Origin of the sequence: Peribacillus kribbensis DSM 17871 (genome assembly GCF_000430765.1) — a bacterium.
Taxonomy (GTDB): domain Bacteria; phylum Bacillota; class Bacilli; order Bacillales; family DSM-1321; genus Paraperibacillus; species Paraperibacillus kribbensis.
On the sequence record NZ_KE387242.1, the window covers coordinates 159456 to 185209 of the forward strand.

General features: G+C 40.4%; 24 protein-coding genes and 2 other annotated features. Of the genes, 17 read left to right on the forward strand and 7 right to left on the reverse strand.

Translation table 11 applies throughout. From position 1 onward, the window contains the following. Positions 1-437: 437 nt before the first annotated feature. On the forward strand, positions 438-1649 hold the full coding sequence (locus tag H539_RS0122770; protein ID WP_035323821.1) for a CynX/NimT family MFS transporter: 1212 nt from the start codon (positions 438-440) through the stop codon (positions 1647-1649). Positions 1650-1922: 273 nt separating this feature from the next. Here H539_RS0122770 and H539_RS0122775 read toward each other — a convergent pair whose 3' ends face one another. Next, positions 1923-2654 carry a hypothetical protein gene (locus H539_RS0122775; RefSeq protein ID WP_026695439.1) on the reverse strand — a complete coding sequence of 244 codons (732 nt, stop codon included), beginning with the start codon at positions 2652-2654 and terminating at the stop codon, positions 1923-1925. Between the two features lie 220 nt (positions 2655-2874). Between H539_RS0122775 and H539_RS32925 the strand changes: the two genes are divergently transcribed. Both H539_RS32925 and H539_RS32930 read left to right on the forward strand, forming a co-directional pair. Then, positions 2875-3105 (forward strand): LD-carboxypeptidase, encoded by a 231-nt coding sequence (locus H539_RS32925; RefSeq protein ID WP_245602242.1) that lies wholly within the window; start codon positions 2875-2877, stop codon positions 3103-3105. After that, positions 3080-3304, forward strand: a complete 225-nt coding sequence (locus H539_RS32930) for a S66 peptidase family protein (protein WP_026695440.1) — start codon at positions 3080-3082, stop codon at positions 3302-3304. Before H539_RS32925 ends, H539_RS32930 begins: the two co-directional genes overlap by 26 nt. 186 nt (positions 3305-3490) lie before the next feature. Here the strand turns inward: H539_RS32930 and H539_RS0122785 are convergent, their stop codons facing one another. Beyond that, positions 3491-4336 carry an STAS domain-containing protein gene (locus H539_RS0122785; protein ID WP_245602243.1) on the reverse strand — a complete coding sequence of 282 codons (846 nt, stop codon included), beginning with the start codon at positions 4334-4336 and terminating at the stop codon, positions 3491-3493. Positions 4337-5026: 690 nt separating this feature from the next. Here H539_RS0122785 and H539_RS31085 point away from each other — a divergent pair. From H539_RS31085 to H539_RS0122805, 4 genes are all read left to right on the forward strand, one after another. Next, positions 5027-5491: a hypothetical protein gene (locus H539_RS31085; protein WP_245602244.1), complete on the forward strand. Its 465-nt coding sequence runs from the start codon at positions 5027-5029 to the stop codon at positions 5489-5491. A 193-nt stretch (positions 5492-5684) separates the two neighbouring features. After that, a complete protein-coding gene (locus H539_RS0122795) occupies positions 5685-6347 on the forward strand; it encodes a GntR family transcriptional regulator (protein WP_026695442.1) in 663 nt (220 codons plus the stop codon). A gap of 111 nt (positions 6348-6458) precedes the next feature. After that, positions 6459-7847: an APC family permease gene (locus H539_RS0122800; RefSeq protein WP_051348750.1), complete on the forward strand. Its 1389-nt coding sequence runs from the start codon at positions 6459-6461 to the stop codon at positions 7845-7847. A 22-nt stretch (positions 7848-7869) separates the two neighbouring features. After that, the gene (locus H539_RS0122805) at positions 7870-8772 is read left to right on the forward strand and encodes an acetamidase/formamidase family protein (protein WP_051348751.1); all 903 of its coding nucleotides are present in this window, start codon (positions 7870-7872) and stop codon (positions 8770-8772) included. A gap of 161 nt (positions 8773-8933) precedes the next feature. Here H539_RS0122805 and H539_RS0122810 read toward each other — a convergent pair whose 3' ends face one another. Both H539_RS0122810 and H539_RS0122815 read right to left on the reverse strand, forming a co-directional pair. Beyond that, a complete protein-coding gene (locus H539_RS0122810) occupies positions 8934-9476 on the reverse strand; it encodes an NADPH-dependent FMN reductase (protein ID WP_026695445.1) in 543 nt (180 codons plus the stop codon). Positions 9477-9761: 285 nt separating this feature from the next. Next, positions 9762-10196, reverse strand: a complete 435-nt coding sequence (locus tag H539_RS0122815) for an Rrf2 family transcriptional regulator (protein WP_026695446.1) — start codon at positions 10194-10196, stop codon at positions 9762-9764. A gap of 201 nt (positions 10197-10397) precedes the next feature. Here H539_RS0122815 and H539_RS0122820 point away from each other — a divergent pair, with 201 nt between their 5' ends. From H539_RS0122820 to H539_RS29485, 7 genes are all read left to right on the forward strand, one after another. Beyond that, entirely contained in the window at positions 10398-11270 is an 873-nt protein-coding gene (locus tag H539_RS0122820; protein ID WP_026695447.1) for an SDR family oxidoreductase, read from the forward strand. A 490-nt stretch (positions 11271-11760) separates the two neighbouring features. After that, the gene (locus H539_RS0122825; protein ID WP_051348770.1) at positions 11761-12504 is read left to right on the forward strand and encodes an ABC transporter permease subunit; all 744 of its coding nucleotides are present in this window, start codon (positions 11761-11763) and stop codon (positions 12502-12504) included. 30 nt (positions 12505-12534) lie between these two features. Continuing rightward, on the forward strand, positions 12535-13308 hold the full coding sequence (locus H539_RS29480; RefSeq protein WP_035323925.1) for an ATP-binding cassette domain-containing protein: 774 nt from the start codon (positions 12535-12537) through the stop codon (positions 13306-13308). A 38-nt stretch (positions 13309-13346) separates the two neighbouring features. Then, positions 13347-14975: an FAD-dependent oxidoreductase gene (locus tag H539_RS0122835; RefSeq protein WP_026695449.1), complete on the forward strand. Its 1629-nt coding sequence runs from the start codon at positions 13347-13349 to the stop codon at positions 14973-14975. Beyond that, positions 14972-15313 (forward strand): 4Fe-4S binding protein, encoded by a 342-nt coding sequence (locus H539_RS0122840; protein ID WP_026695450.1) that lies wholly within the window; start codon positions 14972-14974, stop codon positions 15311-15313. Before H539_RS0122835 ends, H539_RS0122840 begins: the two co-directional genes overlap by 4 nt. 18 nt (positions 15314-15331) lie before the next feature. After that, positions 15332-16351, forward strand: coding sequence for an ABC transporter substrate-binding protein (locus tag H539_RS0122845; protein ID WP_026695451.1), 1020 nt, complete (start codon positions 15332-15334; stop codon positions 16349-16351). Next, positions 16351-16845, forward strand: coding sequence for a peptidase dimerization domain-containing protein (locus H539_RS29485; protein WP_155890218.1), 495 nt, complete (start codon positions 16351-16353; stop codon positions 16843-16845). Before H539_RS0122845 ends, H539_RS29485 begins: the two co-directional genes overlap by 1 nt. Before the next feature lie 629 nt (positions 16846-17474). Here the strand turns inward: H539_RS29485 and H539_RS0122860 are convergent. Then, positions 17475-18791: a prolyl oligopeptidase family serine peptidase gene (locus H539_RS0122860; protein WP_051348752.1), complete on the reverse strand. Its 1317-nt coding sequence runs from the start codon at positions 18789-18791 to the stop codon at positions 17475-17477. Positions 18792-19319: 528 nt separating this feature from the next. Then, positions 19320-19580, forward strand: a binding site (T-box leader). A gap of 75 nt (positions 19581-19655) precedes the next feature. Between H539_RS0122860 and H539_RS0122865 the strand changes: the two genes are divergently transcribed. Further along, positions 19656-21335: a glutamine--tRNA ligase/YqeY domain fusion protein gene (locus H539_RS0122865; protein WP_026695454.1), complete on the forward strand. Its 1680-nt coding sequence runs from the start codon at positions 19656-19658 to the stop codon at positions 21333-21335. Between the two features lie 57 nt (positions 21336-21392). On the opposite strand, the gene asnS is transcribed toward H539_RS0122865, so the two are convergent. After that, the gene (asnS, locus tag H539_RS0122870; RefSeq protein WP_026695455.1) at positions 21393-22784 is read right to left on the reverse strand and encodes an asparagine--tRNA ligase; all 1392 of its coding nucleotides are present in this window, start codon (positions 22782-22784) and stop codon (positions 21393-21395) included. A 52-nt stretch (positions 22785-22836) separates the two neighbouring features. Beyond that, positions 22837-23070: a binding site (T-box leader), on the reverse strand. A gap of 186 nt (positions 23071-23256) precedes the next feature. On the opposite strand from asnS, the gene modA reads away from it, so the two are divergent. Then, positions 23257-24066, forward strand: coding sequence for a molybdate ABC transporter substrate-binding protein (modA, locus tag H539_RS0122875; protein ID WP_026695456.1), 810 nt, complete (start codon positions 23257-23259; stop codon positions 24064-24066). A 6-nt stretch (positions 24067-24072) separates the two neighbouring features. Further along, entirely contained in the window at positions 24073-24729 is a 657-nt protein-coding gene (gene modB / locus H539_RS0122880) for a molybdate ABC transporter permease subunit (protein WP_026695457.1), read from the forward strand. Positions 24730-25208: 479 nt separating this feature from the next. Here the strand turns inward: modB and H539_RS0122885 are convergent, their stop codons facing one another. Beyond that, positions 25209-25748 (reverse strand): MEDS domain-containing protein, encoded by a 540-nt coding sequence (locus tag H539_RS0122885; RefSeq protein WP_026695458.1) that lies wholly within the window; start codon positions 25746-25748, stop codon positions 25209-25211. Positions 25749-25754 lie beyond the last annotated feature (6 nt).

The window sequence follows — 25754 nt, forward strand, 5'->3', positions numbered from 1 at the left end:
GTCTCTCATAAGGAAGCTGCCAAGGCAGACAGGTAGGTTCATTTTGATGAACGAATTCATCAGTATTTACAGAAGCAAAAGGAACCAGACCTAGGCTTTCTAGTAAAAAACAGCTTAGAAAAGATAGAAATTAAACCGATTGTCGGATAAAGCTTGAAAACCCTTCAGATGCTTTTAACAGATAAGAACCAATCAGTTCTCCTGCTATAGCTAGTATAAGATATAAATAAGGCATGGACCGTGATCCTCCTAAGTCGCCTTCGTTAGAACTTTACAGTGAGGGAATCACTCTATAGGGTACTTTTTTATAAATGAAGGAATTTGCTGAATTAATCTGTAAGGATAAGAGGCTTATAGAATAATGAATAAGCAAAGTGTACAATTAGTCATGAAAGAAAGTTCAACCACTCGCACATACATAGATGGAGTTGATTTATATGCAGCAGCGGTCAAAGTCATATCGCAGGAATCAAATTCTGCTGATTGCTGGGATTATTTTCATTGCTTTTAATTTGCGTCCTGCCATTACAGCAGTAGGGCCGATTATAGGCTCGATTCGGGCGGATATGGGGCTTTCGAATGGAATCGCTGGTTTAATTACAACACTGCCTTTGCTTTCCTTTGCGGTTCTGTCCCTTCTAGCGCCGAAGATAGGGTATCTCCTTGGAAATGAGCGGTCGGTGTTTATCGGTTTAATTATCCTGATTATTGGTATATGCATCCGTTCTGCCGGGTTTAACTTCACCTTATTTATAGGCACAGCTCTGTTAGGTGTTGGGATTGCCATCGGAAATGTTCTACTTCCAAGTATTGTGAAGCAGAACTTCCCTGAACGTGTTGGGTTGATGACTAGTATCTATTCAACCTCCATGACTACCTTTGCCGCTTTTGGATCAGGGATCAGTATTCCGCTTGCACAAGGAATGCAGTTAGGATGGCAAAAGGCATTGTTGAGCTGGAGCTTATTAGCAATGCTCGCCGCGTGTATATGGATCCCCCAGCTGCAAAGGAATGCTTCAATCCAACATGTTAAAAGACAGACCCATCCTCATGCATCAATTTGGCGATCAGCGGTTGCGTGGCAAGTCACATTGTTTATGGGCCTTCAATCTTTTATATTTTTCAGCACCGTTGCCTGGATTCCTGATATATTACATAGTCATGGAATAAGTATTGCGACATCCGGCTGGATGCTGTCGTTCATGCAGTTCATTTCACTGCCAACAACGTTTCTCGCACCCCTTTTGGCCAGCCGCTTAAAAAATCAGATTAGTATTATCATAGGGATTGGTGTTTTGTATTTCCTGGGGATTCTCGGCTTATTTGCCGGGCATCATCATGTATTAGTAATGGGATCTATTGTATGTATCGGCTTAAGCCAAGGGGCTACCATTAGTTTGGCGCTTGCTCTTATTGGTCTTCGTTCAGAAAATGCTGTACAAGCGGCTGAATTATCCGGCATGGCCCAGTCCGTTGGGTATTTCTGTGCAGCGGCCGGACCGATTCTTCTTGGTTTCTTGCTGGATCGGACTCATTCATGGACGCCATCCATCCTAGTACTAATGGTAATCGTCATTATCATGACTGCAGCTGGAGCTGGAGCGGGACGGAACAAGTATGTGTTAGAATCAAAGAACATTGTACCATAGTGGCACTTTATAGAACACGCCCATTCAAATCAACACAGATGTAGTAGAGGACAGCCGCATTTACTTAACGGATTCGGTTGATGGGGAGAAAATTGCTAATAACTAAGTAAATAACAAGTTTATTAGCGTATATTTCACCAGTAAATTAGTAATGTAAATGGCAAGCAAAAACGCTCAGATTTATTCTGAGCGTTTTTGGATGTTATAATTTTTTTAACCTAATTTACCTAAAACAACCACTAAATCAGGAAATTTATACTGATTCGTAATTTCTTATTTTTTTACTTTTCTAATCGGAAAAAAAACAAGTATTAATACTAATCCTAGTAACAAGGTTAAAAATGGGAATATTAAGGGGGTGAATATTGTAGGATAACCTTCCCAAGCGTCAGTGTAATATCCAATTGAATAAGGAACAACTACACCAGCATTAAGAAGTTCTGTTTGTAAAGCATCTCGTTCGGTGAAATTAAAAGAATTATTTTTGAAATTACCATCTTCATCTAATGTGTATAGCGTGTACTTCAATTTCTCTGAAGGTACCCCACCGACTATATCTCCGTTTGGCATCTCTTTTTCTAATTCTCTTGTTTTTTTCAAAAGTAGAATGAATTGGGTTTTATCATTTTTTTTATCTTCTAAGATTAAATATGCAATTTCTCCATAGTATCTATTCAAACCTTTTTCATCTATCCTTATAGGATAACCTTTTAATGTATCTATTTCCTTCCCATCTAATTTTAATGATAAATCTGCGATGCCAATTTTATTACTCCAAGGGTCTATATAACTTTCGTCATCTATTATTGTTTCTTTAATCTCTACAATATGGTCTTTAAAATTAAATGTAGATTTAGTAGGGGGTTCACCTTTGCTTACATTTGTAATCTTATACTCTTTATTCATTTTTTGATTATGAATGAGTTCCATTATCATTTCTGTGCTTAATGGCAGAGACGTTAAAAATAAAATCGTTCCTATTAAAAAGAATACTAATCTTTTCATATCAAATTACCTCTATCCAAATTTTTGTACATTCGCATATTGTGATATAATTTTAACATAAAATTTTCCAATTCCTTATTAAAAAATCAACAGAACGAATCTACTGCATTCGCGATTTAACATACGATCTTATTCAATTATCGGGCAGTATTGTTTACCAGGAAATGGACTATTAAGATATTTTATAAAACAAAATCTGTTGTGGAAAGGCTGTTATTCTGTGTTGAAACCTAAATCGTTGAAAAGAGGAGATACAGTTGGCATTTTTACACCATCGTCTCCAGCACCAGTCCTATATAAGGAAAGATATCAAAGAGGATTAATTCAATTAGAGAAATTAGGATTTACTCTTATAGAGGGTTCTTGTACGAGGGAAATGCAATCTTATCGTTCAGGTTCAATTAAAGCAAGAGCAGAAGAAATAAATGAGTTCATATATTGGGAAGCATGACCATTTCAATGATTTAGGTTCGCCTTTTTCACTCAATGAATTACTTATTGAAATAATAGGTGATTCGAATATACCTATACTTTCAAATTTTGACATTGGACATATCTTCCCATCGCATGTATTTCCAATTGGGATTGAAGTGATTCTAAATGCTGATGAAGGAACACTCACATTCCTTGAAGATGGTGTCTTAGAATAAACATTATTCAAATAAAGAGCTTTAATCTATAATGCGAAATAGAACTTCCTGATACTTGGAAGTTCTATTTTTTTATAAACTATCAACATTAAACTTTCACAGCTTTTTAATTAAGCTATTAAAGGACGGAGTGGCTTTGCAGTAGTATAACTAGAGCTGTTTCCAGCCTTTGCTGAAAGAATCCAATTAATTGTTTTTCCCTACGCCATAAAACATTAATGCTTGTTTGAGATCTAAGAAGGTTTTTAGACGGCTGAAATCCAGTCCGATTTGAATAGATGTTTGAGCTACTTCCGGCCGGATGCCTGAAATGGTGCAGTCAATACCCAGCAGTTCCAGTACATATATTAATTGAAGCATTCTTTCAGAGACTAATGAGTCCACATAGGTTACACCTGATACATCTATAACAAGAGCGGTGACGTTGGCTTTTGAGCATTTTACCGGGATTGTTTCTAAAAGAGAATTGGCTCTTACTTCATCGATAAAACCGACTAAAGGCAAAACTGCGACACCATCCACAACTGGGATGACAGGTGAGTGGATTTCATCGATCAATTCCTGCTGAGCCTGTAATTTTTCCCTTGTCGCCTTATAATACTGCTCTGCGAATTTATTAATCAATGTATCGATGGTCGTGTGATAAGTCGCAGTCCATCTTAAAACATCCTGTTTATCAATTTCATCATGTTCTGCGCTATATTCAGTTACATAGTCCCAAATGATTCTTTTGGTTTTGCTTAATGCTTCCAATACTTCATAAATAGGTGTATCCCATTTAAGCCTGCTGGACACTACGATTTTAATCCAATCACGTATATTTTTTTCGAATACACTTTGATCCTCTAAAAAACCGCTCGCAATCGTTTCGATGGTATATATGTGCTGCTTCCTCAGCTCTTGCTCAACGGAGGAGTTTGCGTCCTTTGAATAGATGGAACCTGTTGCATTTTTTCTGGTACTAAACCATATATCACTAATATTGGAGGAATTTTCTTTAATGTTTTCAAAAAGTTCATGATCTTTTTTCATCAATTTCTCTTCCTTCCGAATCAGGCTCATATAGATATTATAACTTTTGCTTCATGGAATGCATAGAAATCTACATATTAGACAATTCGATATGTAAAATTATTCGGAAATCATAGAATAAGATCATTTTACTTAGTAAACTCTGAGTTTGGGAGCTTACTTAGTTTGGACCTTTTTCGAGCAGCTCATAACTATTCCATCAGCTGCATCCCTGGATCTATAATATCACTCTGGCAATCATGATTTCCGGACATTAGATCAAACTTTAGCCAATACATAGATGCAATACGGGTAGGGGACTGGAACCATATATCGCTTGGCTTTTGCTTTGATTATGATTTTCATCATTTTATTCAATCATTACCCATACTTAAAGTGATATCCAATAAAAGGAAAAAATGTAATTGTGTCGAATTCATTGAGAGAAGAGAGGTTTCTAACTATCTTAAACAGGAGTGGAAGATATGAACGATATTCGCAGGGAATATAAAGAGGTGGATGACTACTAGCATCAAAGAGATCGAAACGATGATCATTTATGGATGATGCTCGAAAAGAATGGCGGTTTTATCTTTATCGTGTATCTCCCTTTTTGGTGCTTGGCAGAATTTTCAATGTTACCACTAAGTTCATTAGAAATAGAGTGTGGAAAGGGATGAAACCCCCTTATCATGCAGGGAGGAGAAGGCATTGAAAAAGACAGTAAGCTCCGTTATCGTTTGTTTAATCTCCTGCAGTTTTCTTCTTCACACTGCCTCGGCAAAATGGTCTCATGCTTTAGTGGTCTATAATGACAACACGTATATTGTTTCGAACACACATATTGAACTCAGTAACATCGGTAAGAAAATAGGGGAGGTCACAAAGTATTCAGACCGGGAAGGCACGTATAGCGGTAATTTCTCAAATGAGTTCCCAAAAGGCACACATTATTATGAAATTAAGGGTGTAAACACGAAGGAAGCAATTGCAATAAAAGAAAGCAAATCATCATTTATCCAAGGTGAATTTGATGGTACATACGCTGGCAGCAGTGAAGGGGACCATACAGCAATTACTTTTAAAATAGTAGTGATCTATTTTTTTGCGGCTGTTTTGGTTGGAAGTGTTATTTATTTGGTTAAAAAAAATTCTTTTACCAATAAAAAACAATAGTTGGCCGTCTATTATATGAAGAGGGCCAAAGATGACTAAGACTTTTGGGTTGAAGCCTAAGAGTCTTTTCGATTAGGTTAAAATAACTAATCAACTTTCTAAATATATTTACTATTTAAAAAACTTTGATTATAATAACAGAAACTGTTAACAGTTTACAAAGTGAGTTTCGGAAGGAGGGATTTCTTTCGGGATGCAGGTAACGTTGAATACATTACAGCAGGAAGCCATCCAAAATATAAGAAAGCTCATTATTGATGGGAGACTCGAATTGGGTTCACGTGTAAATGAGGTGGAAGTATCCAATTTGCTAAACATGAGCCGGGGCCCTATCCGTGAAAGTTTGCGGATTTTAAATCTGGAAGGTCTAGTAACTTATGTTCCAAGGAAGGGAATGTTTGTCACTAAACTAGAACGGAAAGATATCCAAGAAATTTATGATATTCGTTTTTATTTAGAAAAAAACGCTGTGGAATTAGGTTTTCATCAAGTTACACACGATATGCTGCACAAACTTCAAGATGTGGTGAATCAGATGGAGACCGCTTCCAAAGAGAATAGAAGGGATCGGCTGGTGCAGCTGGATTACCAGTTTCATGAAGTGATCATAACATTGCCGAATTATCAGCGATTGAAGAAAAATTGGGATTCATACAGTGCGCTGGTGGACCTCATTTTTGCCGAGGTATTCCGAGTAGGCAGTGAGAGGATAGAGGATATTCCACAGGCACACCGAATATTGCTGGATGCGTTTGAGAGCGGAGATAAAATACACTTTATCGAGATATTACAAAAGCATTATAGGGATGGAAAAGAAAGTCTATTATCCGTCTGGGAAGAGAGAAGGGCTGAATAATCGATAAGAAAGGGAACGAATTCAACATCCTTTTCAGCAGGAAAAATATTTCGAAAATTCAACAAAATGATTTTGGTATAGAGAAAGAGACGACTTAAGGGGGAAAAGAATATGAGTAATCATGCAGCGGCTGCGAAGCAGACATCAGGAGCTGTGTCAAAGGGATATGATCAGCAGCTACGCCGTGTTTTATCATTTAAAGACTTATTAATCTACGGAATGGTTTTTATGGTTCCAATCGCACCAATGGGAGTCTATGGACTTGTCTCCAATCAAAGCTTCGGGATGGTTCCTTTGGTTTATTTAGTTGGAATTGTTGCCATGGTATTTACGGCCCTGAGCTACAGTAAGATGAGCAGGGAGTTCCCAATTGCAGGTTCTGTTTATTCGTATGTACAACGCGGATTAAATCCGCATGTAGGATTTTTGACTGGATGGATGATTTTGGTCGATTACATTCTGGCTCCTGCCCTTTTATATTCGTTTTCCGGACTTTGGCTCAACAGTCTGATTCCATCCATTCCCGCTTTTGTCTGGGTTTTGCTGTTTATCGTCATTAACACTGCTGTTAATGCATGTGGAGTACAGTTAGCTGCGAAAACAAACTTTATCTTATTAGGTGTTGAACTTATAGCCTTATTAATCTTCATTGGCGTTGCCGTAAAATTTGTATTTATCGATGGCCATGGCACAGGAGGGTTTTCCCTTGCACCCATCTTTCAGCCCGATCACGTTAACATGAAGTTTTTAGCTACTGCCACTTCTATTGCCGCTTTAAGTTTCCTTGGTTTTGATGGTATCAGTACGTTAGCTGAGGAAACAAGTGATCCGAAGAAAACGGTTGGGCGTGCAACCATCGCAGCCCTCATTATTCTCGGTTTGATTTTCATGATTGAAACGTACATGGCTGCCCTTATTCACCCGCACTATAAAGGCCTGAATCCGGACATGGGCTTTTTCGATATCGCGAAAGAGGCTGGCGGAAACTTCCTTTATTATCTATTAATCATTGTAAATGTTATTGCGGTGGGGATAGCAAACGCTCTTGCGGCTCAATCTGCCATTTCGCGTATTTTGTTCTCGATGAGCCGCGACAAGCTGCTTCCAGGCTCCAGTTTCCTTGGAAGAGTTCACCCAAAGTTCCAGACTCCATTTAATGCAACAGTGTTTGTCGGCGTGCTGTCCATTATCGTAGCGAAGGTATTATCCATTGAGACGATCATCAAGTTTGTGAACTTTGGAGCATTGACTTCGTTTATGCTATTGAACCTTACGATCATTGTTTACTTCTATTTTAAAAAGAACCAGCGAGGACTGGGAGGAACCATTAAAAACTTCCTTTTCCCATTATTGGGCTTTGCTGTAATCGCCTATGTTTGGTCCGGCTTTGACAAAATGACGTTTTATGTCGGCTTTGGCTGGTTAGCTGCCGGCATCATTGTAGGGGCGATCAAGTCAAAAGGATATAAAGAAGTGCCTGCATCAATAGGTGAGATTTAAACGTAAGAGGGGGATGGAAAAAATGCATCTTTTATCAAAAGAACAATCCGTATTTGCTTTTTCAAAAGAAAACGAGCCTGTTTTGAAAATTACTAGCGGGGAGCAGGTTACATTCCAGACATACGACTGTTTTTCCAATCAAATTGAATCAGAATCGGATTTAGTGACAAGCGTGGATTTTTCGAGAGTTAACCCGGCTACCGGCCCGGTGTATGTGGAAGGGGCACAACCTGGAGATGTGCTGAAGATCGAAATTGGACAAATTACTGTAAGAGAATGGGGAGTGATCAGCACTCTTCCTGAGATGGGGGTTCTGTGGCATCGGGCTGAAACGAGAACCAAGATTGTTCCGGTAGAAAATAGTTCGATCGCTCATTTCAATGAAAGAATTCACTTTCCTGTAAACCCGATGATCGGAGTGATCGGTGTAGCCCCTGCGGATGAGGCAGTTCCCTGCGGTCTTCCTGGCAACCATGGCGGCAATATTGATAACCATGTGATTACAAAAGGGTCCATTGTGTATCTGCCTGTATTTGTAGAAGGGGCATTGTTCGGACTTGGCGATGTTCACGCATCCATGGGGGATGGAGAAATTGGTGGAACAGGCATTGAGATTGCGGGTGAGGTGGAGACAAAGATCTCTGTCTTAAAAGGAACATCCATCCCGCGTCCCATGGTGGAAACCGACGACAGCTGGTATTCAGTGGCTTCCGATGAAGATACGCAGAGAGCCATTCAGATTGCATGTGAGGATATGCAGGATTTGTTAGTTGAGAATTGGGATTTAACCCCGACAGATGCCTACCTGCTTATGTCAGTAGCGGGCGATGTCCAAATGTGCCAGTGCTGTAAACCATCTCCTGTCGACGTGATTTCTAGATTTAGAATGCCTAAGCTTGAAAATCTGCCTAGATTAATTGAATAGACAAGTGGGTTTGTTTACACCTTACTTGCCGATTAGAGACAGCTGATTCTGCAGAACCATATATAATAAAGAAGAAGCGGGCTGTGAGTCCGCTTGATGTCGAGAAGCTAAATAAATATAAAAGAGAGCACAAGATGAAACTTATGCTCTCTTTTTAACACCTATCGTAAAGTTTTTAATGCTCCGCTCCAGGCTACCACTTGGTCCAGCATAAGATTTACATTGGTAAGATGCAGCTCAGCCGGCTTGAACGTACTAAAGTTTTCGAAATCAGTGAAAAGGGATAATGTTGGATGAACACGAACATCGGCAACCTCAAGTTCCCCTAAGATCCCGCGGAGGTGTTCAGCAGCACGGGCTCCGCCTGTTGAACCATAGCTGACGATTCCAGCCGCTTTGTTATGCCATTGATCGCGGGCTGAATCTAATGCATTTTTTAAAACACCTGTAATACTATGATTATATTCAGCGGCAACGAACACAAAACCATCCAAGGAGGATAACTTGTCAGTCCATGCTGTTAACGCAGGTTCCTCACCAGTGCCTTCACCCAAAAAAGACAGCTTGAAATCAGCAAGATCCACAATTTCGTAATTTGCATCTCCACGCTTGTCAGCAATGTCCTTGAGCCAATTCCCCACCTGTGGACTTACCCGACCCTGCCGCGTACTCCCTAAAATAATGCCGATATTGAGTTTTTCCATAATGCTCCTCCTCACTTCTATCTTGAAATGAAAACTCTCTAAAACAAGGTAATTGTATTATAATTCATTTTTATTGTCAAAAAATTCAATTAATAATTACACGATGTTCAAGCTAGGTGAACTCACGGCCTGATCGTAATTTTTTTTCCGGCCGCTGCGAGTGAAGAGGTTATTCAATACTACTTAGCAATTATCCAGGAATCACCATGAAACTATGCTGCCTTTTGTATGGTACTACTCGAAATTAGGTTAAAAGACAAAAAGACATTCTAGTTGAATGTCTTTTTAACAAATATTTTCTTTAACCGTAATATCCTTCACAACATCTTCTAAAGTCACATTCGTTAAAATCTTTTCCATTGCCAATTGGGCTGATATAAATAATGGTTCAATGGTATTCTGGATTTGTCTGCCCACAGGACAATCAGGATTTGGATTTTCATGTATGCTAAAGAGCTCATTTTCCTGTACGACATTCACTGCCTTGTAAACATCGTACAGGGTAATTTCAGATAATTCCTTTGCGAGTTTAGCCCCCGCAATACCTGGATGCACTTCAATCAAACCTGCTTTTTTTAGCATCCCCATCAGCCTTCTTATCACGGCTGGGTTTGTGTTAACACTTGATGCTAAAAAGTCAGAAGATGTTACTCCTTCTTTATTAAATTCAATGAGAGTCAATATATGAATTCCGACAGCGAATCGGCTGCTAATGGACATGTTCAGTCACCATCCTGCTACCTTTATGGTTATTTTTCTTATTTCTTGATCATGTAATTCATTCGATTACAAGTTTATTATACCAAATTGCGGACATATTGATAAAGAACTCATTATCCTGTTGACAAAACGAATACAGGTAACTAAAATGAATACATGTAATCAAAGTTGTTACAGGATGACGAGAAGGAGGAATAAAGGATGAAAGTATTAGTTACAGGAGCAACAGGGAAATTAGGTTCAAAGGTGGTAGAATCATTATTGAATTCTATACCTGCAAGTGATTTGGCGGTTAGTGTTCGAAATCCGGAGAAAGCACAAGGACTTCGTGATCGTGGAGTGGAAATCCGTCAAGGAGATTTTGACTCTCCAGAGTCTTTAGATCATGCCTTTTCAGGGATTGACCGCCTATTGATTATCTCTGCGGATGGTGACAATGAAACTAGAATTCAACAGCATACAAATGCCGTCCAAGCAGCTGAGCGGGCAGGGGTAAAATTTATTGCTTATACGAGTATAGCCAATGCACCAGAAAGTAAAAATTTAATGGCTCCGCCTCATGTTGCGACAGAAGCAGCCATCATAAAAACGGGTATCCCTTATTCTTTCCTTCGTAACAACTGGTATTTGGAGAACGAAACGGGAAGTATTCAAGGTGCCATGGCAGGTGCCCCATGGGTTACGTCCGCTGGAGAAGGCAAAGTGGGCTGGGCACTTCAGCAGGATTACGCAGATGCTGCAGCAGCGGTTCTTCTTGGCAGCGGTCACGAAAATACAGTCTATGAACTTTCAGGTCCTCTTTTATCTCAAGAAGAATTTGCAGCTGCTCTTGGGAAGGTATTGGGTAAAGAAATCCCTGTACAGCAAGTTAGTGACGAACAATATGCTGAAATCATGAAAGGCTTAGGTTTACCTGATTTTGTGATTCCGATTGTAGTAGGAATCCAAGAAAGTATCCGGAACGGTTCACTGGAAGTTGAGAGCAATGATTTTGAGAAAGTTCTGGGCCGCCCAGTGACATCGGTCCACGATACACTGACCCAGCTTGTTCATGCCATTTCACAAGCTAAATAAATTGAACTTGAAAAACCGGCTGTTAAGTCGGTTTTTTATTTGCAGAAAGTATGCATTTACTCATAGGTTTCCATTTAAGGATGAATGGATTTATGGTGAGTAAATAGAAAAAGAAATGGGGAGACAGAATCAATTAACTAAAATTTCAAAAAATATATTGACGATAGAGGAACTTCCCTATACAATAACTTTATTATTCTCATCAGATTAGTTGGGAATAAGACGGTGTCCAGTCAACTGGAATTTTTTAGATGATTTTAAATTAGAATAGAATAGATGATAAAGTCGACTATACGAATGGAGACTTCTCATACCTTTTGGTTAAATGAGAAGTTTCCTTTTTTATTATAGTAATCATCAGGGAGAAGGGGGGCTGGATATGCACTGTGGATCCAGCATGAAATTTTAACAAGAAAGAATTCTATTTGGGAAGGAGCTGAATATTTTGGGCAGGCTGGTACAATTAATCAAAAATGAATGGTCAATTTGGATGATACCTTTGATTTTGATTATTCTCTGGCAAGGCTTAGGACAGATTGGTTTAATTGGTCATGATATCTTACCCACTCCTATAAAAGTTCTAAAGGCATTTTATCATTTAAGCGCAGATGGAGTTTTATGGGAAAACATTGGTGTGAGTGCGAAAAGAGCTATTGTTGGATTAATCGTGGGGGGGAGCATTGGGTTTTTTCTTGGTATGCTCAATGGTCTTTCAAGGACCTCCGAAAAATTATTGGATAGTTCGATTCAAATGTTAAGGACCATCCCCCACTTGGCACTCATTCCAATTGTTATTCTGTGGTTTGGTATTGGTGAATCATCAAAATTGTTTCTTGTAGCACTAGGGGTTGCATTCCCTATTTATCTTAATACTTTTCATGGAATTCGCTCGGTAGACAAGGGACTTATTGAAATGGGAAAAGTATATAAGCTTAAATCGTTTCATTTAATCAGATCGATCATCTTACCAGGTGCATTGCCGTCCATATTGGTAGGACTCCGGTATGCACTGGGAATCATGTGGTTATCCCTCATTGTGGCTGAAACAATATCTGCTGATTCAGGTATAGGCTATATGGCCATGAATGCTAGGGAATTTATGCATATGGATATTGTCGTAGTAAGTATTTTGCTTTATGCATTACTGGGAAAGCTTTCCGACTCTATTGCCAAGTTTTTTGAAAAAAAATGGCTGCAATGGCACCCTAATTATCATAGTGATAAGAGCAGGTAATTTGCCTGAAGGAAAGAGAGAGTGGAAAAAATGCCAGAAAAAGATACAGGTTTGAAAATTGAATTGTCAAAGGTTGAAAAATCATTCAATGAACTAAAGGTACTAAAGGAGATCAATCTTTCTATAAAACCCGGTGAGTTTATTGCAATAGTAGGAAGGAGCGGATGCGGGAAAAGTACTCTCCTAAGACTCATCTCAGGACTCGAAACAGTCAGTAATGGTTTAGTTTTTACAGATGATCAAGCATTAAAAAATATTCATCCGGATACTAGAATCATGTTTCAAGACGCAAGACTATTACCTTGGAAAAAAGTACTGTCCAATGTCCAGATAGGAACAAAATCCCGCGGCAGAGGTGAAGCTAAAGCTGCTTTGGCAATGGTAGGTTTGGAAGATCGAGCAAACGACTGGCCTATTGTCTTATCTGGCGGACAACGCCAGCGAATAGCGCTGGCCCGTGCACTTGCCGGTGAACCCCGGCTGCTGCTTCTAGATGAACCTCTTGGGGCTCTTGATGCGCTTACCAGCATCGAAATGCAGCAGTTAATTGAAACATTGTGGCTAGAACAAAAATTTACGGCAATTCTTGTAACCCATGATGTTAGTGAAGCTGTAGCACTTGCGGATCGAGTGCTCGTGATTGAAGATGGTACCCTGTCGATGGATCTTTCCATTCCACTTGAGCGTCCGCGAACCAAGGATAGTAAATTCGTATATTACGAGAAAAAAATATTGGATCGTGTGATGGGAGGTAAAGAATCACATCTGCATGGAGCAGTCACCAGATTATCCCGGACTATGTAGAGCTATTTTCCACAAGGAAAAACAAGGAGGCAAGGGGAATGAGTAAACATCTTTATAACAAAGCTATTAAAGAGACTGAACGAGAAGCGGATGCCGATGTACTGGTCATCGGCGGGGGACCATCAGGGGCATGGGCGGCTATTACAGCTGCAGCAAAGGGAGCACGAGTGATCCTGGTAGATAAGGGATATTGCGGAACAAGCGGGGCGACAGCTCCTTCTGGTACAGGGGTTTGGTATATCAATCCAACTCCGGAAGAACAGGAAGCAGCTATGAAGAGCAGGGAAGCAATGGGCGGTTATTTAGCTGATCGAAAATGGATGCTGTCTGTTTTAAACAGGACCTTTTCGAATGTGAATCTGTTAGATTCTTGGGGATATCCATTTCCGCTTAATGATTCTGGAGGTAAACATCGAAAAAGCCTGCAAGGGCCAGAATATATGCGCTTAATGCGTAAACAGGTTAAAAAGGCTGGTGTAACGATATGGGATCACAGTCCGGCTCTTGAACTGCTAAAGGATGAACACGGTATTGGAGGGGCAGCAGGTGTAGTCAGTGCCACAGGGAATCAATGGGTGGTAAAAGCGGGAGCTGTCATTATTGCATCTGGCGGCTGTGCTTTTCTAAGCAAAGCTCTGGGATGCAATGTGCTGACAGGAGATGGCTACCTTTTGGCGGCGGAAGCTGGGGCCAGTTTGTCAGGAATGGAGTTTTCAAACGCTTATGCGATTGCCCCGGTTTTTTCGTCAGTGACCAAAACCGCTTTTTATACATGGGCTTCTTTTTATCACGAAGATGGAACGATAGTTGAAGGAGCTGGTTCCCAAAAAGGACGTTCCGTAATAGCGAGAACATTGCAGACAGAGCCCGTTTATGCCCGGCTTGATAAAACAAACGAAGACATGCAAAAGTGGATGCGCAAAGCACAGCCGAATTTCTTCCTGCCGTTTGACCGTTTAGGAATCAACCCATTTACCGATAAATTCCCTATTACTTTAAGATTAGAAGGAACAGTCAGGGGAACCGGAGGTATTCATATCCTAAACGAAAAGTGTGAGACGGCCATACCAGGTTTATATGCAGCTGGTGATGCGGCCACCAGGCAGCTCATATGCGGGGGATTTACGGGAGGGGGAAGTCATAATGCTGCATGGGCTATGTCGTCTGGTTCCTTTGCTGGTGAAGCGGCAGGTGAGTATGCATTAAATCTTGGTCAAAATGCGGCACACAGGAATGTAACGGGGATATCAAGTACACCTTTCACTTCTAAAACCGACAAAAACCATCAGAATAATCAGGTAGTAAAAGAAGTGATTAAAGATGTGCAAGCTGAAGTAACTCCATTTGAAATTAACTTATTTAGAAATGTAAAAAACTTAAAACCCTCATTACAGCGTCTGGATAGTATATGGAATGATATCCGCTCGGGCAAATTGGCGGACGTCTCCAATAGGGTAAAGGCGAGGGAGTCTGCCGCGATGACTGCAACAGCCCGCTGGATGTACTCTTCTGCCTTAGAACGGAAAGAGACACGCGGGATGCATAAGCGTACCGATTACAAGGAACAAAATCCAGACTTTCATTATCGCCTTCTTACTGGAGGATTAGATCATATCTGTACCAGGCCAGAACAAAATCTGCTGCATAGGGAAGGTGTTAAAGGATGATTGAACTCATTAGTGAATCGAAATGCATCAGCTGCGGTTTATGTGTTTCAGTCTGCCCTACTAATGTTTTTGAACAAAAAAAGGGAGAAGTTCCTGTAATTTCACGAAAGGATGACTGCCAAACTTGCTTTATGTGTGAAGTCTATTGTCCGGTAGATGCAATGTATGTATCACCAAATATAGAAGAGGAAGTCATTGATGAAAATCAAATTGTTCAAAGCGGTATTATGGGGAGTTATCGGAAAGAGCTTGGCTGGGGCAAAGGGCGGAGTTCCAGTGCGGCACTGGATGCTTCGTATAAAATGTTTCGTTTAATGAGTAAATTACCCGGACATTGATAAAAGGGGGACAATTACATGATTTCAAATTCAGCACGTGATAAAAATAAATTAGTAAGAAGATTATTTTGCCTACTGCTCACGGCTTTTGTTCTTGTAGCAGTCACCGGATGCACGGACAGTTCCAGTTCGGCGAATGCAAATCAGTCTAAAAGTAAGAATCAAGCTGTTCTGCGTATTGGTTTTGTTGGATCAACCAAAGACAATATTCCTGCAGGGGCAGAGGGCTGGAGTATTCAAAATAAGTTCCTTCAAAAGGATTTGAAAAAAATAGGAATTGATAAAATTGAATATCATGCATTTCCGAATGGCCCGCCATTGAACGAGGCCATAGCTGCTGGAGAACTGGATGCAGGCATATTAGGGGATACCCCGGCCATAGTAGGAAAGTCAAACGGACTAAAGACCAGACTGATCAGTCAAGCTTCCATCAACAGCAACGTATGGTTAATCACACCCAAAAACGGGGTGTCCAAGATTGAAGAGTTGAAAGGAAAGACGGTGGCCACTCAGTTAGGGTCATACATGTACCGCTATCTTGTTGGGGTACTAAAGCTTAAAGGACTGGATAAGGATGTGAAAATCGTTAATATGCTGACGAGTGATGCAGAAGCCGCTTTAAAACGGGGGGATATTGCAGCTTTTGCATTCCCAACTAACTCGGGTCCGCTCATTAAGTCAAAAGGATTTCCGGTCATTGATGAAGCAAAAGATCACCCTGAATTACTAGGCAGCTCTGTTACGGTAGTGACTGAGGATTATTTAAACAACCATCCCGAATTCATAAAAACTTGGAATAGTGCTCGTAAAGAAGCATTAGATGATTTATTTAAAAAGCCGGATGAATTTTATCGATTCCAATCGGAACAGGTAGGGTATGGAGTCAAGGTTATGAAGGAATCGCTCCCACTCAGTAATCTAAAATCTGAGGCATTGTCAGATGAGGGAACTAAAGAGTTGGAAAGTACAAAAAACTTTCTGGTAGAAGGGAAGTTTGCCAAAAAGGAATTTGAATTGAACGACTGGATCGCTAAGTAATGGTGGTGGCTGACCATTCAAAAGCTGCACATGCAGCAGGCTCCCGTGGAAAAGGAATCAACGCATTAAATGCGGTAATTCAATTATTTAATGGAATAAAATGCACGGCGCCAGCAGCTTCGGACAGATGTACGTATACATGGAATCATTACTCATGGCGGCGATGCGCGAAATTCATTCCAGAGTATGCTTCAGCCCGATTTTTTATCCGTGTAAGCACTTGGAAACGGGAGGAAAAGGTATCAGCGAAGATTCGAAATATCGCTGAAGGAGCAGCCATGGCAACTGGAAGTATGGTGAATATTGAAAGATTTCAAAACGAAGTCCATGATTTTATCATCAATCAATCATTGGATGAGATTGTTGGGGAGAAATTAACCTTATTGGGTGAAGAAGTAAAAGGGAAGGATAGCGGTATTGGGTCCACTTACGCAGGCAATGTCAGCCATGTTGTTCCGACAGCTCATGCCTATATTAAAAAATCGCCCGGATGATTTTATTGCCCATACAAATGAGTTCCGGGAGGCTGCTAAATCCAAACAAGGGGAGCATCCACTAGTAACCGGTGCAAAAGCTCTTGCTCTTACAAAATAATATGGATTTGTTCATTATTAAAAAACAGGCAGTTTTGAAGTGAACCCCTATAGCTAAACTGGTTATTTCATTAGGCATAGTGGAGGGCATGAACTCGGTATTGTACCGGGCACATGCCTTTTACTTTTGACTTAATTCGTTTTGGCTGCAGTAAGATAAGTACTATTTGATTGCTTCATTAGGATTTTTTCGGATGAAGGATTGTGTCACCGTGCTAATAAATAGAGGGAAAAATTCCCCTTATTTCGAAATGATGAGTAAAAAGAGCAAAAATAGAGGGAGGAATTCCCCTTATGGCCTGTAAAAATCAAAAAAAGAGGGGGTTTTCGCCCTATAACGGTAAAAGTTCCCCTTATATCCGCCTAAATACCCGTTATTCTTGTAATAACGGTAAAATCTCCCCTTATTCTACTTTTGGGTTAGGAGAAGAAAATGAGTTTTACATCAAAAACCGAGGGCCGTCATTTTTCTAGGGTTTTAGTCGGCACAAAAAAGGGGTGCCCGGACATTCTGGACAACCCCTTCTCCATTATTTAGACTGAGCTGCCAGCCACTCGAACAGAGTGGTGGTTTTCCCATTAATTACATCTGTTGGCTTGTTATTGTACACATAAATCCATGACCAGTGTCCAGGATATTGATAGGGGGTCCCATCAGCATTTTTGTATAATCCTGTTGTGTCGTGCACGTCATCGAATAAAGACATATGCACGTCAGCGGCGCCTGCTTGAAGATAACGTTGGTAAGTAGGTATGGTGTTGATAGCCGGCGGTAAGGTGGTATCATTCTTAGCCGCAATAAACCAGGTTGGAGTTTTGATCATATTTTTAATATCGCTATCACTAATCTTACTGTCGTTCAATCCTTCGCAAGTTGGGAATGCCGCAGCAAAATAGCCAGGGAAATCACGGGTGAGCAGCATGGTCATGTAACCGCCGTTTGAGTCGCCGCCAACATAAATCCTATTTGGATCTACATCTTTATGGTTGGCCACATAATCTTTTATCAAAGAAATGAGGGCGCTTTCATAAATGCTCGTTCCATCGGCTTTACCGGAAAATCCATTCATCCAAAAAGTAGGCGTTTGCGGAGCGAGTACGTAGGCACCGTCAAAGTACTCCTGTGTTTCTTTGGATGCAAACGAGTCAGCTTTGTTGGCAGAAATCGGTATAGTTGGATCCGTACCGCCTTCGCCGCCGCCGTGGAGCCAGATAATAAGCGGATTCTTATGGTTGTCCTGTTTTGGTGTAAAATCGGCATAGGTAAGGGTTGTATTACTGTAAGTGGCTTTTCCTGTTTGGAAATCATCGACCAATACGCGTGTCCCGCCTGCAAAAGAATTGACGGCAAGTCCTGAAACCGTTCCGGCAGGGGTAATAATGTCTTTTTGCTGGGTAATCGTATACTTATTGTCCGCCCATTCATTTAAACCGTTTGCGTAGTTCAACCCGGCACCCAAGGAGTCATTCGGGGCAATTTTTAACTCCAGCACCGCATATTGACCCATCTGCTGTGCCGGGTTTCCTTTTTTATCAGAAACGTAGGCCTTGGTCACGATGCGGTCGCCTTCTCCTAAGAACGGGTTGGTTAGACGGTTATCATATCTTGCTACATGGACCTTAAAGGTATCCGGCTTGACAGAATCAACCGGAACGGGTCTTCCCAAATCCACAATGACTTTTGTCACAGCTGCCCCCCAATCCTCAATTTCTGTAACCGTTTTGTAGGATGTGTGATGAACAGGCAGTTGTTTGGCGAATGCACCTGTACCGATTGACAAACTCAATAGAGCAGCCGAACCCACTGTTACTGCTGATTTCATCCAATGCTTTTTCTTCAATGCCATTTCTTTTCCTCCTGTCCAAAATAGTTAAAATATTCTGTAATCTATATGCAAGAAAAATATAACACACACATTAAAGCACATTAAAGCACTAAATTTTTGTGAGGAAAGGTAATTTATCACTTTACATAGGAAAATAAGACATGAATCTGCAAATAACGCATAATCTTTCAAATGGGTGTAAGAACATCATTTCGATGGACTTTTGCTCACTAGCATTAGGGAAATAAAGGTTTTTTAAGCAGTTCTTAAGTAGTGATGGCCTGTTAGAAGTTATACATACTTCGACATTCGGGGAAGTGGATTTTTTAAAAAACAGCACTTAAGGACTAGCGGGCAGATGATTGTGTACTTTGTAAGCCATATTTTAAGCTGCCAGCATGTTTACAATCTAGTAATGGACAGGGAAGTGTATGATCAAAGAGGTTCGATCCATACAAAAAAACTTCCAAGTTCCAAAAAATGTACATATATGTTCTTTACAATGAGTAGGAAGCTTGATAGTATAGTTGATAATTTAAACCAAATATTGTAATGGCGATGAAGAGAAGAGTAGATAACATTCATTCTTTACCAGAGAACTCCGGCTGCTGAAAAGGAGTAAGAATGATTTATTGAACCAAGGCTCTGAGCTCTCACAGGGGAACTTATTTTTATAAGGGATCGTGTGACAGGTGCTCCTGTTATAGAGCTAGGGTATACGTATGGATGATTACCGTACCTGAAGAGGTTAATATGGAGACATATTAATAAACTGGGGTGGCACCGCGAATTCAAAATCTCGCCCCCAAGACGGAATAGTCTTGGGGGTGGGATTTTTTTATTGTTTAAAAACCTAAAGAAAATCAACTATATGGAGGGATAAGGATGGATGGAGAGAAAAAACAAGCGGTCAATTCTATTGAAAAACTTGTTGAGGAAGATATAAAAAATGGAACCTTTCACAGGACAGTCTGCACAAGGTTTCCTCCAGAGCCGAACGGTTATCTTCATATAGGGAGTGCCTATGCGATTTATATGAATCATCGGATTGCGCAGCAATTTAATGGGACATTCAATCTTCGCTTTGACGATACCAATCCTTTAAAAGAAGATAGCGAATATGTCCAAGCCATTATTGAAGATATGAATTGGTTAGGATATTTTCCTCATGATCGGGTTTTCTATGGCTCCGATTATTCGAACGAAATATTTAATGCAGCGATTCGTTTAATAAAAAAGGGCAAAGCGTATATTTGTGAATTATCTCCTGAAGAAATCACGGAATACCGGGGGACGTTAACAGAACCGGGTAAAAACAGTCCTTACAGAAATAGACCTTCGGCGGAAAGCCTGGATTTGTTTCTTAGGATGAAAGAAGGTGAATTTCCAACAGGCTCGAAGGTATTGCGAGCTAAAATGGATATGAGTTCGCCCAATATGAATGAAAGGGATCCGATTCTTTACCGGATCATACACGTAAACCATTATCGGACAGGTAATGACTGGTGCGTGTATCCTATGTATGATTTTGCCCACCCTCTGCAGGATGCGATTGAAGGGGTAACCCATTCTTTATGCTCAATAGAGTTTAAAGATCATCGGCCGTTATATGAATGGGTGCTAACTGAACTAGAGGTAAAGGAACCTCCGAAACAAAGAGAATTTGGGAGACTGAATATAACGGGTGCTGTCACAAGCAAACGATATTTGAGAGAGCTGGTAACAGAAAACCTGGTAGATGGATGGGACGACCCTAGATTACCGACATTAAAAGGCCTGAGAAGGAGGGGATTTACACCAGAAAGTATCCAAGCTTTTGTACGTGAAATCGGCTTTATCAAGCATCAGAGTATAGTGGACTTTACGCTGCTAGAAAGTATACTCCGTAATCAACTAAAAACAAAAGTGAACAGTGTAATGGCTGTTTTGCTTCCCCTTAAAGTTACCATAACCAATTATGAAGAGACAAAGACCGAACCATTATCGATTGAAAACAACAAAGAAAATCCTGATTTAGGAAGCAGGGAGGTCCCCTTTTCAAAAGTGATTTATATTGAACGAGATGACTTTATGGAGGTGCCTGTAAAAGGGTATAAGCGATTATCGCTGCATTCGGAAGTCAGATTAAAAGGTGCTTACATCATCAAATGCAATAAGGTTATTAAAGATGAGGTGACAGGAGAGGTAATCGAACTTCTTTGTACATATGATCCCATCACTAAAAGCGGGACAGGTTTCACAGGCAGGAAGGTAAAGGGGATCATTCATTGGGTTTCAGCAGCAGATTGTCTTTCTGTCGACGTACATGTATTCAATCCATTAGTTGAAAATGAAGAGCTTTTAAAGGATCCAGAAAAAACGTGGAAAGAGAAGATTAATCCAAATTCGAAAATTGTGCTGAAGAGCTGCAAGGTAGAATCGAGTATTAGTCGTGTTAAAGTTGAGGATCGGCTGCAATTTTTCCGGCACGGTTATTTTTTTCTAGATAAACACGCAGCCAGCGACAAGTTGATTTTCAATAGAATTGTTTCACTGAAGGATTCATGGAAAGGGAAAATGAAGTGAACAAAAAAACAATAGGATGCCGCAGCATCCTATTGTTCACTTATTACATCTATAGAATTAAAAATCTGCATTTCCTGGTGTACGAGGGAATGGGATTACGTCGCGGATGTTCTTCATTCCGGTTAAATACATAACGAGTCGTTCAAAACCAATTCCATATCCGGAATGCTTGGTGCCGCCGAATTTTCTAAGCTCGAGATACCACCAATAATCTTCTTCGGGCATCCCAAGTTCTTTGATTCGATCAATCAGAACGTCTTCTCTTTCCTCACGCTGGCTGCCTCCGATTAACTCGCCGATTCCTGGAACCAAAAGGTCAGTCGCAGCAACGGTCCTGCCATCCTCATTCGCTCTCATATAAAATGCCTTAATTTCTTTTGGATAATCCGTTACATAAACAGGACGCTTGTAAATTTCCTCGCTAAGGTAACGTTCATGTTCCGTCTGCAGGTCGGTTCCCCACTCAACAGGGTAGTCAAATTCCTTGCCGGAGTTCTTTAATAATTCTACAGCTTCGGTATACGTTACTCTTCCGAAATCGGATTCCAAAGCATTCGTCAAACGGTCAATAAGGGTTTTATCAATAAAGCTATTGAAGAAGGCCATTTCTTCAGGTGCCTGTTCAAACACGTAATTTATGACATACTTGACCATTTCTTCTCCAAGGTCCATGATGTCCGGCAATTCTGCAAATGCGACTTCCGGCTCGACCATCCAGAATTCTGCCGCATGCCGTGCGGTATTGGAGTTTTCTGCTCTAAAGGTCGGACCAAAGGTATACACGTTACGGAAAGCAAGCGCAAAGCTTTCTGCATTTAATTGGCCGCTTACGGTTAAGTTGGTTTCTTTGCCGAAGAAATCTGCACTTTCATCCACTTTTCCTTCTTGAGTTTTTGGAAGCTGGTTCAAGTCCATGGATGTGACACGGAACATTTCACCGGCACCTTCCGTATCGCTTCCGGTAATGATTGGTGTATGTACATACACAAATCCTTTTTCCTGAAAGAATTGGTGAAGAGCAAAAGATGCAAGAGATCTTACTCTGAAAACGGCTGAAAAGGTATTCGCTCTTGGACGTAAATGTGAGATGGTTCGTAAATATTCAAGAGAATGTCTCTTTTTTTGTAATGGATAATCGGTATGAGATAATCCTTCAATCACAATTTTGGTCGCTTTGATTTCAAAAGGCTGTTTCATTTCAGGAGTCGGAACGAATTCACCTTCAACCAGAACAGAAGAGCTGATCGGCAGCTTTGTGATTTCTTTGAAGTTCTCAAGAGTATCCTCAAAAACCACTTGTACACTCTTGAAGAATGTTCCATCATTCAGCTCCATAAAGCCAATGGTTTTGGAATCGCGCAGAGTGCGGATCCAGCCTGAAAGCTGAACGGTCTGATCTTTGAACTTGTCTTGATTTCTGTATAAGTCTTTTACTACAGTTTTAATCATAAATAGCCTCCAAAGGGAATGTTATTGCAATAAAAAAGCCTTCTATCCCCAAAAAAGGGACGAAAGGCTAACTTCCGCGGTACCACCCAAATTGTCATACTATGACCAGCTTAACGATTGCTTACCCCAGTCAATAACGTCCTGGCAACGTCTAAGCCTACTTAAGGGATCCCATTTCGGTTAGAACTCAAAGGTGTTCTTCATTCATGCTTCATCGCCAGGCTTCCACCAGCCCCGGCTCGCTATCGAATATAGCAAAAACTACTTTCCTCATCATCGTTTTAAAAATATGTAGTTTATAAAGTAATTTTCATTGTAATAATTTATCATAAAACCTGTTCTTTTGTCTAGCAGGCCATCATCATTTTTATTTTACAAGTGAAAAATCCAAAGGCTTTCTCTACCCATTTTAGATATAACCAATTATAATTAGTTATAACTAATTATAATGAATGTGAAAGGGGAGGGATTGATGAAGAAATCCACTCTTTTCTGTTTGACGATGATGCTATTCGTATTAGCCTTATCCGGATGTTCCACGAAAGAACAATCGAACCAAACAGAAGATAAGAAGAAGGCGGATTCTGATAAGAAAGTGGAATTAACCATTTCAGCAGCTGCAAGCCTCCAGGATGCCTTAACCGATATTAAAGGAAAGTTTGAAAAGGAACATCCTGCTATCACTCTGAATTATAATTTTGGAGCTTCTGGGGCGCTTCAGCAGCAAATATCCCAGGGAGCGCCTGTTGATTTGTTCTTTTCTGCTGCTGAAGATAAGTTTCAAAAGTTGGTTCAAGATGGACTGATTGAGAAGAAGAACGGAAAAGATTTAATAGGGAACGATCTTGTCCTGGTCGTACCGAAACATTCCACTAAAGGAATTAAAACCTTTGAGGACCTTGAAAAAGCGGATAAGATCGCACTGGGTACCCCTGAATCTGTCCCTGCCGGCCAATATGGGAAGCAGACATTAGATCAATTGCATGTTTGGAAGTCCATTGAAGGAAAAGTGGTATATGGAAAAGATGTACGCCAGGTGCTTACATATGTAGAGACCAACAATGTGGACGCAGGAATTGTCTACAAAACGGATGCATTGGCATCCCAAAGAGTTAAAATTGCAGCCGCTGCCGCGGACAACACACACGATCCGATTATCTATCCAGCAGGTGTGATCAAGGCCACTACCCATCCTAAAGAAGCCCAGCTATTCTTCGACTATCTTCAAAAGGACCCCTCCATGAAGACGCTAGAAAAGTATGGGTTTAAGAAAATCCAATAGTGAAAAATGGATAATAACTTTTGGACTCCTATTGATCTATCCATTGAGGTTGCGCTTGTATCGATACTATGGGTATTGATTTTCGGTGTGTTTTTTGGAAAAGTAATGGCGGATATGAAATTCAAAGGAAAGGTATTTATTGAAACCCTTTTTCTTTTACCATTAGTGCTGCCTCCCACTGTTGTCGGTTTCTTGTTAATTATCTTATTTGGAAGGAATAGTCCGATAGGATCCTGGATTGAGTGGATCTTTAAACAGCCTTTGATGTTTACTTGGTGGGCGGCTGTTATAGCTTCCGCGGTTGTTGCGTTTCCCCTTATGTACCAATCTGCACGGACAGGATTCGAAGCAGTGGATCAGGATATTGAAGATGCAGCACGTGTGGACGGGGCAAATGAATTCAAAGTATTCGTATTCATTTCCATTCCTCTTGCTTTTAGAGCGATTATTTCAGGTGCAATCTTAAGCTTTGCCCGAGCTTTGGGTGAGTTTGGAGCCACACTCATGTTCGCAGGAAATATTCCCGGGAAAACCCAGACGATACCGACAGCCATTTATATGGCCATTGATACAGGCAATATGGAATTGGCGTGGCTATGGGTGATCAGTATAATCATCATTTCCTTTTTGATGTTAGTGTCTGTACATTTTATTCGATCTTGATTCATGTGAATTTCTTAAGCATTCCTTATATAGTAAGTAGTTCCATAAACGTGGAGAAAAACTTTAATCGTAAAGCAAATAACAGCCGATTTCGTAACATAAAAGGTAATAACAATTAAATAGCATACAAAAAGCTTGAGGGGATTTTTACAACCCTCAGGCTTTTTTTTCTTTAACTTAATCACTTCTTAAATTAAAATCCAAATTGTCTCTATCCATCCTATATACCTCAACCCATAGATTTACTGATTTTTCTTAGTAAATTATCCAGCGGCTGGATAAATGAATTAACTGTAGTTTACAATACAGTGTTATAAAATTCTTGAAGTTTCTCAAACGGGAAAGACATACCAAACAACAAGTGAAAAAAGCACAGAGGATTCAGCTGTCAGGAAATAAAAAAACCAGGCTCTGCTGTCAGGTGAGCCTGATTCTGTGAATGGACTTTGGCCGGGAGTTATATGGTATGGGGACACTGCTTACTCTTTCTCAGATATAAGATAGTTGTGGCAGTCTAGAAGGCCTTCCATAAATTCTATGCTGACGCGAGTTGAATCATAGGCGCAAACAGATAGAAGATTGGTTTCGCTGACGATTTTATCCGCCTCATTTTCAGAAGCCAATAATGTTCCGCTGATTTCCCGCTCATCCCGCCATTCTACATGAGCCCAGCTTCGGAGAACGGCATCTTGTACTGGATCACCTTCCGTGAACTTTAGGAAATAATCAAAAATCGAATTAATTCTAAAATCCCCTTTTGCATAGTAGAAGTCATAATTATTGATGAACATCACTTTTTCAAGGCTGTTTGCTTTCACCGACATGGTGAGCCTTTTTTTGATTAACGGAGTTATTCGGTCATTTTCTACTATGATCGAATATTCATTTTGTTTTAGACCGGAAAGGATAAAATCCACTACATTTGAAATATATTTCTCCAGACTCTCGTAAAAGTATAAGACATGGCCCTTAGTTAGATTTTTCGTTCCAATCACTTCTATTACCTGAGTACTTTCCAAATGTCC